Annotated in this window: 12 protein-coding genes; all 12 read left to right on the top strand. The window is 45.0% G+C overall.

What is annotated here, in order from left to right:
- Positions 1-46 precede the first annotated feature (46 nt).
- The 12 genes from rplJ to tuf all read left to right on the top strand — a co-directional run bounded on the left by rplJ (position 47) and on the right by tuf (position 15,565).
- The gene (rplJ, locus tag Q4549_RS08815) at positions 47-541 is read left to right on the top strand and encodes a 50S ribosomal protein L10 (protein ID WP_137674356.1); all 495 of its coding nucleotides are present in this window, start codon (positions 47-49) and stop codon (positions 539-541) included.
- Between the two features lie 54 nt (positions 542-595).
- Positions 596-961 carry a 50S ribosomal protein L7/L12 gene (gene rplL / locus Q4549_RS08810; protein ID WP_137674355.1) on the top strand — a complete coding sequence of 122 codons (366 nt, stop codon included), beginning with the start codon at positions 596-598 and terminating at the stop codon, positions 959-961.
- Between the two features lie 225 nt (positions 962-1,186).
- Entirely contained in the window at positions 1,187-5,221 is a 4,035-nt protein-coding gene (gene rpoB / locus Q4549_RS08805) for a DNA-directed RNA polymerase subunit beta (RefSeq protein ID WP_137674354.1), read from the top strand.
- An 82-nt stretch (positions 5,222-5,303) separates the two neighbouring features.
- Positions 5,304-9,503, top strand: a complete 4,200-nt coding sequence (gene rpoC, locus Q4549_RS08800) for a DNA-directed RNA polymerase subunit beta' (protein WP_303553827.1) — start codon at positions 5,304-5,306, stop codon at positions 9,501-9,503.
- A 140-nt stretch (positions 9,504-9,643) separates the two neighbouring features.
- Entirely contained in the window at positions 9,644-10,027 is a 384-nt protein-coding gene (locus Q4549_RS08795; protein WP_137674352.1) for a RidA family protein, read from the top strand.
- A 6-nt stretch (positions 10,028-10,033) separates the two neighbouring features.
- A complete protein-coding gene (gene tusD / locus Q4549_RS08790) occupies positions 10,034-10,426 on the top strand; it encodes a sulfurtransferase complex subunit TusD (RefSeq protein ID WP_303553826.1) in 393 nt (130 codons plus the stop codon).
- A complete protein-coding gene (gene tusC, locus Q4549_RS08785; RefSeq protein WP_303511821.1) occupies positions 10,423-10,782 on the top strand; it encodes a sulfurtransferase complex subunit TusC in 360 nt (119 codons plus the stop codon). The genes tusD and tusC overlap by 4 nt, the downstream gene beginning before the upstream one ends.
- A gap of 1 nt (position 10,783) precedes the next feature.
- On the top strand, positions 10,784-11,059 hold the full coding sequence (gene tusB / locus Q4549_RS08780) for a sulfurtransferase complex subunit TusB (protein WP_303553825.1): 276 nt from the start codon (positions 10,784-10,786) through the stop codon (positions 11,057-11,059).
- Between the two features lie 143 nt (positions 11,060-11,202).
- Complete coding sequence (gene rpsL / locus Q4549_RS08775; RefSeq protein ID WP_248714063.1) at positions 11,203-11,577, top strand: 30S ribosomal protein S12; 375 nt, start codon at positions 11,203-11,205, stop codon at positions 11,575-11,577.
- Positions 11,578-11,671: 94 nt separating this feature from the next.
- The gene (rpsG, locus tag Q4549_RS08770) at positions 11,672-12,142 is read left to right on the top strand and encodes a 30S ribosomal protein S7 (protein ID WP_137674348.1); all 471 of its coding nucleotides are present in this window, start codon (positions 11,672-11,674) and stop codon (positions 12,140-12,142) included.
- A gap of 78 nt (positions 12,143-12,220) precedes the next feature.
- Positions 12,221-14,314 carry an elongation factor G gene (fusA, locus tag Q4549_RS08765; RefSeq protein ID WP_303553824.1) on the top strand — a complete coding sequence of 698 codons (2,094 nt, stop codon included), beginning with the start codon at positions 12,221-12,223 and terminating at the stop codon, positions 14,312-14,314.
- A gap of 66 nt (positions 14,315-14,380) precedes the next feature.
- Positions 14,381-15,565 (top strand): elongation factor Tu, encoded by a 1,185-nt coding sequence (tuf, locus tag Q4549_RS08760; protein ID WP_137674361.1) that lies wholly within the window; start codon positions 14,381-14,383, stop codon positions 15,563-15,565.
- The last annotated feature ends 205 nt before the right edge of the window (positions 15,566-15,770 follow it).

Raw genomic sequence — 15,770 nt, 5'->3', positions numbered from 1 at the left:
AAGTAAACACCAGATTTATCTGGTATTGGATCCAGGAGTAAAGCCAATGGCCTTAAGACTCGAAGACAAAAAGCAAATTGTTGCTGGCGTCAACGAAGCTGCCAAAGGTGCACTTTCTGCAGTAGTTGCTGATTCACGTGGCGTAACTGTAGATGCGATGACTTCACTTCGTGCTAAAGCACGTGAAGCTGGCGTATCTATGCAAGTGGTACGTAATACCCTTGCTCGCCGTGCAGTAGCTGGCACAGACCTAGAATGTCTTACTGATTCATTCTCTGGTCCTACTTTAATTGCCTTCTCTAACGAGCACCCAGGTGCTGCAGCGCGTCTGTTAACAGATTTCGCTAAAGAGCAAGACAACTTTGAAGTACGTGCAGCAGCATTTGAAGGTGCATTAGCAGACGTTAACGTTCTTGCAAAACTACCAACTTACGACGAAGCAATTGCCAAGTTAATGGCAACTATGAAAGAAGCTTCTGCAGGCAAGCTGGTACGCACTCTGGCCGCATTACGCGACCAAAAAGAGTCAGAAGCAGCATAACTTGCTTGTTGCTACATTATTTTATAAATTTAATTGAATTTAGGAATTTGAGTCATGTCTATCACTAAAGACCAAATTATCGAAGCTGTTGCTGAAATGTCAGTAATGGACGTTGTTGAACTAATCGAAGCTATGGAAGAGAAGTTCGGTGTTTCTGCTGCTGCAGCTGTTGCTGTTGCTGGTGACGCTGGTGCTGCTGCTGAAGAGCAAACAGAATTCGACGTAATCTTAACTGCTGCTGGCCCTAACAAAGTTGCTTCTATTAAAGCAGTTCGTGGCGCTACAGGTCTTGGCCTGAAAGAAGCTAAAGGTTTAGTTGATTCAGCTCCTGCTACTGTTAAAGAAGCAGTATCTAAAGAAGAAGCTGAGACGCTTAAAGCTGCTCTTGAAGAAGCTGGTGCTTCTGTTGAGCTTAAGTAATCTACCTATAAGTAGATTACAGCCTTTATAGGCTATGGCTGGTGGTTAATTGACCACCGGCCTTTTTGCGCTGTAAGACGCCGTCTTTTTTATCACCGTTTTAGATGGTGCGTCTAGCAAAAAACGTTGGGATGTATTTCCAGCGAAAACCGACAAACGGTATGTAAGAACTGTCCCAGATATTGAGGACAGAGTGGGTCACTTATCAGCGAGCTGAGGAACCATATGGTTTACTCTTATACAGAGAAAAAACGCATTCGTAAGGACTTTGGAAAACGTCCTCAAGTAGTGGACACGCCTTACCTGCTTTCAATACAGCTTGACTCTTTTGAGAAATTCATAGAGATCGATCCTGAAGGCGAGTATGGGCTGGAAGCTGCATTCCGCAGTGTATTCCCGATTGCCAGTTATTCAGGATATTCAGAGCTACAGTATGTTAGCTACCGTCTTGGCGAGCCGGTTTTTGACGTTAAAGAATGTCAAATTCGTGGAGTCACCTACTCTGCTCCCTTGCGCGTTAAACTGCGCTTAGTGTTATTTGATCGTGAAGCTCCGGCTGGCACGGTTAAAGACATCAAAGAGCAAGAAGTTTACATGGGTGAAATCCCATTGATGACAGGTAACGGTACTTTTGTAATTAATGGTACTGAGCGTGTTATCGTATCCCAATTACACCGTAGCCCTGGTGTGTTCTACGATCACGATCGTGGTAAAACGCACTCTTCAGGCAAGGTGTTATATAATGCTCGAGTTATTCCTTACCGTGGTTCATGGTTAGACTTCGAATTCGATCCTAAGGACAACTTGTTTGTTCGTATCGACCGTCGTCGTAAACTTCCAGCATCTATTATCTTGCGCGCGTTAGAAATGACTACGCAAGAAATTCTAGAAACCTTCTTCGATACCACCGCTTTTGAACTAAAAGACGGCAAGGTAATGATGGAGTTGGTTCCTGCGCGTTTGCGTGGTGATACTGTTTCTTTCGACGTGATGTTAAACGGCGAAGTATTAATTGAAACAGGTCGTCGTGTAACTGCACGCCACATTCGTCAATTGGAAAAATCAGGCGTCGAGCAAATCGAAGTGCCGGTTGAGTACCTAGCCGATAAAGTATTGGCTGAAGAATATATTGATGAAACTACTGGTGAAGTAGTTGCAGAAGCGAACAGTGAATTAAATCTAGAGTTAATTGCTGCGTTATCTGAAGCGGGCCACAAGGTTCTAAAAACCATTTACACAAATGATTTAGACCATGGTTCATTTATCTCAGATACCTTACGCGTAGATTCTTCAACTAACCGCCTTGAAGCGCTAGTAGAAATTTACCGCATGATGCGTCCTGGTGAGCCACCAACAAAAGACGCTGCAGAAGCCTTGTTTGAGAACTTGTTCTTCAATGGCGACCGTTATGACTTGTCTACGGTTGGTCGTATGAAGTTCAATAGCCGCGTTGGCCGTGAAGACGGTTCAGTAGCTGGCGTGCTTGATAAAGACGACATTGTTAAGGTAATGCAAACACTGATTGAAATTCGCAATGGCCGTGGTGAAGTTGATGATATCGACCACCTTGGTAACCGTCGAATTCGTAGTGTTGGCGAAATGGCTGAAAACCAATTCCGTGTTGGTCTAGTGCGTGTAGAACGTGCAGTTAAAGAACGCCTAAGCCTTGGTGACCTAGACGCGCTAATGCCACAAGACTTGATTAACGCTAAGCCTATCTCGGCTGCGGTTAAAGAGTTCTTTGGTTCAAGCCAATTGTCTCAGTTCATGGACCAAAACAACCCGCTTTCTGAAGTAACACATAAACGCCGTGTTTCTGCATTAGGTCCTGGTGGTTTGACTCGTGAACGTGCTGGCTTTGAAGTACGTGACGTACACCCTACGCACTACGGTCGTTTATGTCCGATTGAAACACCGGAAGGTCCAAACATTGGTTTGATTAACTCGTTAGCGGTTTATTCGCGCACCAACGAGTTTGGTTTCCTAGAAACCCCTTATCGTAAAGTTATCGATGGCCAAATTACTGACGAAGTAGATTACTTGTCGGCAATTGACGAAGGCACTTACGTAATCGCTCAGGCGAATGCTGAAGCCGACGTAAATGGCAAAATGGTAGAAACAGATTTAGTACCTTGTCGCCACAAGGGTGAATCAACGTACATGCCTACTGACCAAATTCAGTACATGGACGTAAGTCCTCAGCAGATTATTTCTGTTGCTGCATCGTTGATTCCATTCTTAGAACACGACGATGCAAACCGTGCATTGATGGGTTCAAACATGCAACGTCAAGCTGTACCAACCCTACGTGCTGATAAGCCATTAGTAGGTACTGGTATTGAGCGTGCGGTTGCAGTTGACTCTGGTGTAACTGTTGTGTCTAAACGTGGCGGTACGGTTGATTACGCTGATGCGAGTCGCATCGTAGTTAAGGTAAATGAAGACGAAATGCTTCCTGGTGAAGCGGGTATCGACATTTACACCTTAACTAAGTACACCCGTTCAAACCAAAATACCTGTATTAACCAACGTCCAGTGGTTAAAGCTGGTGAGCCGGTTTCTAAAGGTGACGTACTAGCAGATGGTCCTTCAACTGACTTAGGTGAGTTGGCGCTTGGCCAAAACATGCGCGTAGCGTTTATGCCTTGGAATGGTTACAACTTTGAGGATTCAATTGGTATCTCTGAGAATGTAGTAAAAGAAGATCGCTTTACTACTATTCATATTCAGGAACTAAGTTGTATCGCTCGTGACACCAAGTTAGGAACTGAAGAGATTTCTGCAGATATCCCTAACGTAGGTGAGTCAGCGCTAAGCAAGCTTGATGAGTCAGGTATTGTTTATGTTGGTGCAGAAGTTAAACCTGGCGACATTCTGGTTGGTAAGGTTACACCTAAAGGTGAAACACAATTAACCCCTGAAGAGAAACTCTTGCGAGCTATCTTTGGTGAGAAAGCGTCTGATGTTAAAGATACATCACTACGTGTACCGAATTCTGTATTTGGTACCGTAATCGACGTTCAAGTCTTTACTCGCGATGGCGTAGAAAAAGACAAGCGTGCTCAAGAAATTGAGTCTATGCAGCTTAAAGAAGCGAAGAAAGATTTAACCGAAGAGTTCAAGATTCTTGAAGAAGGTATCTTTGCTCGTGCTAAGTCTGTATTGATTGCAGCCGGTAAATCAGAAGCTGATTTAGATCGCCAGCAACCAGCTGATTGGCTAGAAGCAGCATTAAGCGATGAAGACGCTCAAACGCAGCTAGAGCAAATTGCTGCGCAATATGACGAAATCAAAGCTGAATTCGACAAACAGTTCGACATCAAGCGTCGTAAGATCACTCAAGGTGATGACTTAGCGCCTGGCGTACTGAAAATTGTTAAAGTTTACCTAGCGGTTAAACGTCGTATTCAACCTGGTGACAAGATGGCGGGTCGTCACGGTAACAAAGGTGTAATTTCTACCATTGTTCCACGTGAAGATATGCCGTATGACGAAACTGGTCGCCCAGTAGACATCTGCTTGAACCCACTAGGTGTACCATCGCGGATGAACATCGGTCAGATCCTAGAAACCCACTTAGGCTTAGCGGCTAAAGGTGTTGGTGAGAAAATCGACGAAATGCTGAAAGTTCAGCGTGAAATCGAAATGGATAAACTGCGTGATTTCATCCAGAAAGTGTACAACGTAGGTGATGACGCGCTTAAAGTTGACGTTGCAAGCTTCACTGATGAAGAAGTAATGACACTGGCGAAGAACTTACGTGGCGGTGTGCCTATGGCAACACCGGCATTTGATGGTGCTAAAGAAGCTGAAATCAAAGAGCTATTACGCTTAGCCGATTTGCCTGATTCAGGTCAAATCGTGTTGTGTGATGGCCGTACCGGTCAAGAATTTGAGCGCCCTGTAACTGTTGGTTACATGTACATGTTGAAACTTAACCACTTGGTTGATGACAAGATGCACGCTCGTTCTACTGGTTCTTACAGCTTGGTTACTCAGCAGCCTCTTGGTGGTAAAGCACAGTTCGGTGGTCAGCGCTTCGGTGAGATGGAAGTATGGGCACTTGAAGCATACGGTGCTGCTTACACCTTGCAGGAAATGCTAACGGTTAAATCGGATGACGTTAACGGTCGTACTAAGATGTACAAAAATATCGTTGATGGTAATCATCAGATGGAACCAGGCATGCCTGAGTCGTTCAACGTGTTGCTTAAAGAGATCCGTTCTCTTGGTATCAACATTGAGTTGGACGAGCTGTAAGCACAGGACTTCACCTGATTTAAAAGCAAGGCGGGCGTTTCATTAGAAACGCCCCAGGTTTAACTCCAACTTGGAGAGAAACGTGAAAGATTTACTTAAGTTTCTTAAGCAACAAAGCAAGACCGAAGAGTTTGAAGGCATTAAAATTGGCCTAGCTTCACCTGATCAGATCCGTAGTTGGTCTTTTGGTGAAGTTAAAAAACCTGAAACGATTAACTATCGTACCTTCAAGCCAGAGCGTGACGGTTTATTCTGTGCCCGTATTTTCGGCCCAGTAAAAGATTACGAATGTTTGTGTGGTAAATACAAACGTTTGAAGCACCGTGGTGTTATCTGTGAGAAGTGTGGCGTAGAAGTTACACAGTCTAAAGTTCGCCGTGACCGTATGGGACACATTGAGCTAGCGTCTCCTGTGGCACACATCTGGTTCCTTAAGTCGTTACCATCGCGTATCGGTTTATTACTAGATATGACGCTACGTGATATTGAGCGCGTACTTTACTTCGAATCATTTGTAGTGACTGAGCCTGGCATGACCAGCTTAGAGCGCGGCCAAATGTTGACCGAAGAAACGTACTTAGACTCTCTTGAAGAGTACGGCGATGAGTTCGAAGCTAAAATGGGTGCTGAAGCGGTACTAGCTTTACTACGTCATTTAGACCTTGATCAAGAAATCGAAGTAATGCGCGAAGAGTTACAAACCACTAACTCTGAAACTAAGCGTAAAAAGACCACTAAACGTCTTAAGCTTATGGAAGCGTTCCGCGATTCAGGTAACAAACCTGAGTGGATGATTATGACCGTATTGCCGGTTCTTCCACCAGATTTGCGTCCTCTAGTTCCACTAGATGGCGGCCGTTTTGCTACGTCTGATTTGAACGACTTGTACCGTCGTGTAATCAACCGTAACAACCGTTTGAAGCGTCTATTAGACCTAGCTGCTCCAGACATCATTGTACGTAACGAAAAGCGTATGCTGCAAGAAGCAGTAGATGCCCTGTTAGACAATGGTCGTCGTGGTCGCGCAATTACCGGTTCTAACAAACGTCCGCTTAAATCTTTGGCTGATATGATCAAAGGTAAGCAAGGTCGTTTCCGTCAGAACTTGTTAGGTAAACGTGTAGATTACTCTGGTCGTTCGGTAATTACCGTTGGTCCTACACTGCGTTTACACCAGTGTGGTTTACCTAAGAAAATGGCACTTGAGCTGTTCAAGCCATTCATCTACGGCAAGCTAGAGCTTCGTGGTCTTGCGACTACGATTAAAGCTGCTAAGAAGATGGTTGAGCGTGAAGGTGGTGAGGTTTGGGATATTCTTGAAGAAGTTATCCGTGAACACCCGGTATTACTTAACCGTGCACCAACCTTGCACCGTTTGGGTATTCAAGCCTTTGAGCCAGTGTTAATTGAAGGTAAAGCGATTCAATTACACCCGCTAGTATGTGCCGCTTATAACGCCGACTTCGATGGGGACCAAATGGCGGTACACGTACCGTTAACCCTAGAAGCACAGTTAGAAGCACGTTCGTTGATGATGTCTACCAACAACGTACTATCGCCAGCCAACGGTGAGCCAATTATCGTACCTTCGCAAGACGTTGTATTGGGTCTGTACTACATGACTCGTGAACGTGTAAATGCTGAAGGCGAAGGTATGTACTTATCTGGCCCTAAAGAGGCAGAGAAGTTATACCGTGCTAAGCAAGCCAGTATTCATGCCCGTGTAAACGTGCGTATTACTGAAGTTGTGGTAGCTGAAGATGGTTCAAAAATCGAAAAGACTGAAATCAAGCAAACCACCATTGGTCGTGCCATTTTATGGTTAATCGTACCTAAAGGTCTGCCTTTCGAACTTGTTAACCGTTCAATGGGTAAGAAGCAAATCTCAGGATTGCTGAATACTTGTTATCGTAAACTTGGTCTTAAGCACTCAGTTATTTTTGCTGACCAATTAATGTACACCGGTTTCCATTATGCAACCTTGTCTGGTGCCTCTGTAGGTATTAACGACATGGTTATCCCTGATGCTAAGAAAGACATCGTGGAAGAAGCCAGTGACGAAGTAAGCGAAATCCAAGAACAGTTCTTAGCTGGTTTGGTTACCGCGGGTGAGCGTTACAACAAAGTTATCGATATTTGGGCTTCGGCCAACGAAAAAGTATCGAAAGCGATGATGGACAATCTGTCTACTGAAACTGTTCTAAATAAAGACGGTGAAGAAGAGAGTCAAGACTCTTTCAACAGCATCTTTATGATGGCCGACTCTGGCGCACGTGGTAGTGCTGCTCAGATTCGTCAGCTAGCGGGTATGCGTGGTTTGATGGCTAAACCGGATGGTTCGATTATCGAAACTCCTATTGTGGCTAACTTCCGTGAAGGCTTGAACGTACTTCAGTACTTCATCTCTACTCACGGTGCGCGTAAAGGTTTGGCTGATACTGCATTGAAAACGGCGAACTCGGGTTACCTAACTCGCCGCTTAGTAGATGTAGCACAAGATTTGGTTGTTACCGAAACCGACTGTGGTACCGAAGAGGGTATCTTGATGACACCTCACATTGAGGGTGGCGATGTTGTTGAGCCACTACGTGAGCGTGTTCTTGGTCGTGTATTGGTTGGCGATGTCATTAAGCCTGGTACGGACAATGAAGTACTGCTTAAAGACAAAACCTTGCTTGACGAGAAACTGTGTGACCTTCTTGAAGAGAACTCAGTGGATACCGTTAAAGTTCGCTCGGTAATTAGCTGTGCTAACGACTTCGGTGTTTGTGCGCTTTGTTACGGTCGTGACTTGGCTCGAGGCATCCTAGTTGGTCGCGGTGAAGCGGTCGGTGTTGTTGCTGCTCAATCCATTGGTGAGCCAGGAACACAGCTTACGATGCGTACCTTCCACATTGGTGGTGCGGCATCGCGTGCGGCAGCCGAGAACAGCATTCAAGTTAAAAATGCGGGTTCTATCAAGCTACATAACGCCAAAGTTGTTACCAATAATGCTGGCAAGCTAGTAGTTACATCGCGTTCTACGGAATTGACCATCATCGATGAGATGGGGCAAACCAAAGAAAGCCATAAACTACAATACGGTAGTATTTTGGAAGTGGTTGATGGTGGTGCAGTTAAGTCTGGTGACGTTGTTGCCAACTGGGACCCGCATACACACCCAATTATTACTGAAGTACCTGGTAGCCTTAAGTTCGTTGATATGGTTGAAGGCATCACTGTAAGCCGTCAAACCGATGAGCTTACCGGCCTTTCAAGTATTCACGTACTGGACCCTAACGAGCGCCCAGGCGCTGGTAAAGAAATGCGTCCAATGGTGAAACTGGTTGACGGTTCTGGAAACGATGTGTTGATTGCTGGTACTGACATTCCTGCTCAATATTTCTTGCCGAGTAAAGCAATTGTTAACTTGGAAGATTCTGCAGAAGTGGGTGTTGGTGATGCAATTGCTCGTATCCCTCAAGAATCAAGCGGTACTAAGGATATTACCGGTGGTCTACCTCGCGTAGCCGACTTGTTTGAAGCGCGTCAGCCTAAAGAGCCTGCGATTCTCGCGGAAATCAGCGGTACCATTAGTTACGGTAAAGAAACTAAAGGTAAGCGTCGCTTGGTGATTACTCCTAGTGATGCAGATGCTTATGAAGAGATGATTCCTAAGTGGCGTAACTTGAACGTGTTTGAAGGTGAGAAGGTTCAAAAAGGTGAAGTTATCGCCGATGGCCCTGAGTCTCCACACGACATCTTGCGGTTACGTGGTATTAGCCCTGTAGCAAACTACATCGTAAACGAAGTACAAGACGTATACCGTTTACAAGGTGTGAAAATTAACGATAAGCACATTGAAACTATCGTGCGTCAAATGCTTCGTAAGTGTTTGATTCTTGATGCCGGCGATTCTAGCTTCTTGCTAGGTGAGCAAGCTGAAGTAGCGCGAGTGAATATTGAAAATCGTCAATTGGTTGCTGATGGCAAACGCCCAGCGGTTTATCGCCGTGAGTTGTTAGGTATCACTAAAGCTTCTCTATCAACAGAATCGTTTATTTCTGCTGCTTCATTCCAAGAAACGACTCGCGTGCTTACTGAAGCCGCAGTGGGTGGTAAACAGGATGAGCTACGAGGCTTGAAAGAAAACGTTATTGTTGGTCGCTTAATACCTGCGGGTACTGGTTATGCTTATCACGAAGAACGTCGTAATAAAGCAGAAGCCCCAGCGCCTATCACTGCCGATGAGGCTGCTGATAACTTAGCTGCTTTACTAAACGCAGCGCCAGACGCAGAGTAACTTGCTCTAGTGTAAAAAAGGCAGCCATTGGCTGCCTTTTTTTATGCCTTTTGTTTCAGCTTCATTCGTAAAAAATTTGACAAGTTTGCTTGTTAGTCACAGACTCCGATTTTAAAAGTGATTAAAAATAAGAGCATATTATGAGCAAGCAAATTGTATCTACCGAGTCAGCTCCAGCTGCTATTGGCCCATACTCGCAAGCAACTAAAATTGATGAGTTAGTGTTTACTTCTGGCCAAATTCCACTAGACCCTGCCACTATGGAAGTAGTTGCCGGTGGTATTAGTGAACAAACCAAACAAGTGATGGAAAACCTTATGGCAGTGCTAGCCGCAGCGGAAGCTGATGCATCTACAGTGTTCAAAACAACGTGTTTTCTTAGTGACATGGCTAATTTTGCTGCTTTCAACGATGTATATGCCAGTTATTTCCCTGAAAGTGCGCCTGCTCGTTCATGCGTAGAGGTTGCTCGCTTGCCTAAAGATGTTTTGGTCGAAGTTGAAGCTATTGCTCATATTAAGTAATCCAAAATGAGCCTCTCTTATACCTTAGTTGTTACCAGCCCCCTTTATGGCAAGCAAGGCAGTGCTACCGCACTTAATTTTGCCAATTCGCTAGTGGCCGAAGGGCATCAACTCAAAACGGTATTCTTTTATTTGGACGGCGTAACTAATAGTCTCAGTACTAGCTTGCCTGCAAGTGACGAAGTGGACATACATCAATGCTGGATTGAGCTTAAAAACAATAGTGGTTGTGAATTATTGGTTTGCAGCGCTGCGGCATATCGTCGTGGCGTAGTGGCCAAAGAAGACCTTGAAAATCAAGCTGTCGAGTCGTTTAACATGAGTCATCAGTTTGCTATGTCTGGGTTGGCTGAAATGGCCACCGCTATGTTAAGTAGCGACAGGGTGGTGCAACTATGAGTAAGTCCTTGGTGTTTGTATTTGGTGCCGCTCCTCACGGTTCTAGCCTGGGGCGTGAAGCCTTAGATGCGGCTTTAGCATCTTCTGCGGTATCTGAAGATGTTGTGGTTTTCTTTGAAGGCGACGGAGTTTGGCAGCTGGTTAATAATCAAGACTCTGCTGCCATTCTGCAACGTGACGTATTGCCTACATATGGCTTACTGGATTTATACGACGTAGAAGAGATCTTTATAGATAAAGCCTCTATGCAGGAGCGAGGCTTAGCCTTAGACCAACTTGCTATTACAGTGAGAGCTTTAGATTCCAAAGAGTTCTATTCACGTCACTGTAACGCCCATGCAATATTGAGGTTTTAGTATGCTGCATATTCTGAGACATCCTTACGCAAGTGAAGTGTTTGAGCGTTGTTTGAGCGAGCTTGATGGCAGCGGTCACCTCGTACTAATTGAAGACGCGGTGTACGCTTGGCTGCGCAGTGACCCGCGTTTGCTGCAACTAGAGCAGCAAAGTAGGTTATCGGTGCTAAGTGCCGATGTGAGTGCCCGCGGTATAGAAGTATGCGATAAAGTGTTAGTGGATTACCAAGCCATGGTGCAACTAAGCGTTACACATCACCCTGCCTTAACGTGGTGAGCGAAGCTCTCAACCATGAAAAATATTAGCCTGTAAGCTTGAGCAAGCCTTGACACTTTTCCTGCGAGCGCATAAAATTTCGCCTCCCCAAAATTGGGGTAGATTTTTCACACGTTAAAAAGTAATTTCAGGAGCTATTTAAAATGGCAACGATTAACCAGTTGGTTCGCAAGCCACGTGCTAGTAAAGCTGTAAAAAGCAATGTACCAGCACTAGCTGCGTGTCCTCAACGCCGTGGTGTATGTACTCGCGTATATACTACCACTCCGAAAAAACCTAACTCAGCACTACGTAAAGTTGCTCGTGTTCGTTTAACTAACGGATTCGAAGTAACATCTTACATCGGTGGTGAAGGTCACAACCTACAAGAGCACAGCGTAATTTTGATTCGCGGTGGTCGTGTTAAAGATTTACCAGGTGTGCGTTATCACACCGTACGCGGCGCATTAGACTGTGCTGGCGTAAGTGATCGTCGTCAAGGACGTTCAAAGTACGGCGCTAAACGTCCTAAGTCATAACGGCTCTCCGTTAAGTAAGGCCAAACATTTAGTTATAGCGAAATTTTTTTAAAATTCGTTTTGGGGAAACCTGAAGCATACCGGAGATATTCAAATGCCTAGACGTCGAGTGATCGGTCAACGCAAAATCTTACCAGATCCTAAGTTCGGATCAGAACTTCTGGCTAAGTTCATCAACGTAGTAATGGTTGATGGGAAAAAATCTATTTCAGAAAAGATTGTATATGGTGCATTAGACGCTGCCGCTGAGAAATCAGGCAAGTCTCACCAAGAGATCTTTGAAATGGCTCTTGAAAACGTGCGCCCAACGGTAGAGGTTAAATCTCGCCGTGTTGGTGGTTCTACTTACCAAGTACCTGTTGAAGTACGTCCAGTACGTCGCAACACATTAGGTATGCGTTGGATGGTAGATGCAGCACGTAAACGTGGTGAAAAATCTATGGCTTTACGTCTAGCGGGTGAAATCCTAGACGGAGCGGAAAACAAAGGTTCTGCGGTTAAGAAACGTGAAGACGTTCACCGTATGGCTGATGCAAACAAAGCGTTTGCACATTACCGCTGGTAATTGGTTGCACAGCTGCTTAACGCAGCTGTGCGGCTTTCTATGTGAGACTAAGGATGTTTCCTTAGCAAGAGGATAAGAATGGCTCGTACAACTCCTATTGAGCGCTACCGTAATATTGGTATTGTTGCTCATGTTGACGCTGGCAAAACAACAACCACAGAGCGTGTTCTTTTTTATACTGGTCTATCTCACAAAATAGGTGAGGTGCATGATGGCGCAGCCACCATGGACTGGATGGAACAAGAACAAGAGCGCGGTATTACCATTACCTCTGCGGCTACCACTACTTTTTGGCGTGGTATGAACGCACAGTTCGATGAACACCGTGTAAACATCATCGATACTCCAGGGCACGTAGACTTCACTATTGAAGTTGAACGTTCGTTGCGCGTATTAGATGGGGCAGTAGTTGTGTTTTGTGGTTCATCAGGTGTTGAACCTCAATCAGAAACAGTCTGGCGCCAAGCTGATAAATATTCAGTTCCACGAATGGTATTCGTGAACAAAATGGATAGAGCTGGTGCAGATTTTGAGCGAGTAATCGAGCAAATCCGTGATCGCTTAGGCGCAAATTGCGTGCCTATTCAACTTAACGTTGGTGCTGAAGACGGATTCGTTGGTGTAATTGACCTGATTAAAATGAAGGCAATTAACTGGAACGAAGCTGATCAAGGTACCACCTTCAACTACGAAGACATCCCTGCAGATCTACTTGGCCGCGCTGAAGAGCTACACGAAGAACTCGTGGAAGCAGCAGCAGAAGCTAATGACGAGCTGATGGATAAATACTTAGAAGAAGGCGAGTTAACTGAAACCGAAATCAAGTTTGGTTTGCGTACGCGCACGTTAAACAATGAGATCGTGTTAGCGACTTGTGGTTCGGCATTCAAAAACAAAGGCGTTCAAGCAGTGCTTGATGCTGTTGTAGAATATTTGCCAGCACCAAATCACGTTGCCGCAATTAAAGGTTTGGACGAAAAAGACAACGAAGTTGCCTGTCCAGCAGACGACGAAGCTCCATTTGCAGCATTGGCGTTTAAAATTGCAACCGACCCATTTGTGGGAACGTTGACCTTTATGCGAGTTTATTCGGGGACGGTGGAAACCGGCACTGCGGTGTATAACTCGGTTAAACAAAAACGTGAGCGTTTAGGTCGTATGGTGCAAATGCACTCAAACGACCGTAAAGAGATCAAAGAAGTTCGTGCCGGTGATATCGCCGCTGCGATTGGTCTTAAAGACGTAACCACGGGTGACACTTTATGTGATATGAACAATAAAGTTGTTCTTGAGCGAATGGAATTTCCTGAGCCAGTAATTCAAATTGCTGTAGAGCCTCGAACCAAAGCAGACCAAGAAAAAATGGGTGTTGCTTTAGGTAAATTGGCCGCTGAGGATCCATCGTTTCGCGTAGAAACTAACGAAGAATCTGGACAAACCCTTATCTCAGGTATGGGTGAGTTACACTTAGATATCATCGTAGATCGCATGAAGCGCGAATTCAGCGTGAATTGTAATGTAGGTAAACCTCAAGTTGCTTATCGCGAAGCGATTCGCAAGCAAGTTGAAGTGGAAGGAAAGTTCGTTCGTCAATCCGGTGGTCGTGGTCAATACGGTCACGTTTGGTTGCGTATGGAACCTCTAGAGCCAGGTGCTGGTTACGAATTTGTCAATGAGATTGTGGGCGGTGCGGTTCCTAAGGAATACATCCCAGCAGTAGACAAAGGCTGTAAAGAGCAAATGGATCAGGGTGTGCTGGCAGGGTACCCGCTACTTGATGTTAAAGTCACTTTATTCGATGGTTCATTCCACGATGTTGACTCTAACGAAATGGCGTTTAAAATTGCCGGTGCAATGGGCTTCAGAAAAGGCGCATTGGATGCTGATCCAGTACTGCTCGAGCCGATGATGAAAGTAGAAGTTACAACCCCTGAAGATTGGATGGGCGATGTAGTGGGTGACTTGAATCGTCGTCGTGGCATAATTGAAGGCATGGACGATGGGGCTGCGGGCTTAAAGATTATTAAGTCTAAAGTGCCGCTGTCTGCAATGTTCGGCTATGCTACAGATCTACGTTCGGCTACTCAGGGGCGAGCCTCTTACTCTATGGAATTCCTAGAGTATAATGAAGCGCCGAAAAACGTTGCTGATACTATCGTAGAAGCAAAGTAAACTAATTCAACTATGATTGATCTGTCTCGAGTGAGGCAGGTTGGAATGGAAAAGAAGGTACATATCGTGTCTAAAGAAAAATTTGAACGTAATAAACCGCATGTAAACGTTGGTACAATTGGCCACGTAGACCACGGTAAAACTACACTAACAGCCGCTATTACTAACGTACTTGCAAAAGTATACGGTGGTGAAGCTAAAGACTTCGCAGCAATCGATAACGCTCCAGAAGAGCGCGAGCGTGGTATTACGATTTCTACTTCACACGTAGAGTACGATACTCCAAGTCGTCACTACGCACACGTAGACTGTCCTGGACACGCCGATTACGTTAAAAACATGATCACTGGTGCTGCACAAATGGACGGCGCTATCTTAGTAGTTGCTTCTACAGATGGCCCAATGCCACAAACACGTGAGCACATCCTGCTTTCACGTCAGGTTGGTGTACCTTACATCATCGTATTCATGAACAAATGTGACATGGTAGATGACGAAGAATTACTAGAATTAGTAGAAATGGAAGTTCGTGAACTTCTATCTGAATACGAATTCCCAGGTGATGACATTCCAGTAATCCAAGGTTCAGCGCTTAAAGCCCTAGAAGGCGAAGAAGCATGGGAAGCTAAGATTGTAGAGCTTGCAGAAGCCCTAGATACTTACATTCCTGAGCCAGAGCGTGACATCGACAAGCCGTTCCTACTACCAATTGAAGATGTGTTCTCAATTTCAGGTCGTGGTACAGTTGTTACTGGTCGTGTTGAGCGTGGTATCGTTAAAGTTTCAGAAGAAATTGAAATTGTTGGCGTAAAAGAAACCACCAAAACAACTTGTACTGGTGTTGAAATGTTCCGCAAGCTTCTTGACGAAGGTCGTGCTGGTGAGAACTGTGGTATTTTGTTACGTGGTACTAAGCGTGATGACGTACAACGTGGTCAAGTACTTGCAGCTCCTGGCTCAATTACTCCACACACCAAGTTCGAAGCTGAAGTATACGTACTAAGCAAAGACGAAGGTGGCCGTCATACTCCTTTCTTCAAAGGTTACCGTCCACAGTTCTACTTCCGTACAACTGACGTAACAGGTGCTGTAGAGCTTCCTGAAGGTGTTGAAATGGTAATGCCTGGCGACAACTTGAAGTTTGTTGTAGAGCTAATCTGCCCAATCGCGATGGACGAAGGTTTACGCTTCGCAATCCGTGAGGGTGGCCGTACAGTAGGTGCGGGTGTTGTAGCTAAAATCTTCGAATAAGAAGACTTAGTGCAATAGAAGAAAAGGTCGCTTAGGCGGCCTTTTTTGTTTTCTAACTGCCCAACTTTTATTTCTGTGTTGCGTTATCGAGGTAAATGGATCGCAAAAAATTGATGCTCTTCAACATTAGAGAAAATAATTAACTCACCGCTAATGAGTTTCTTTACAAAAGTATCAAGGGTGGGTAATTAAATGATATTATTAG

It is taken from the genome of Agarivorans sp. 2_MG-2023 (assembly GCF_030548085.1).
In the GTDB taxonomy this organism is placed as follows: domain Bacteria; phylum Pseudomonadota; class Gammaproteobacteria; order Enterobacterales; family Celerinatantimonadaceae; genus Agarivorans.
The sequence above is the reverse complement of the archived record's forward strand: the minus strand, read 5'-3'. Positions and strand labels throughout refer to the sequence as shown.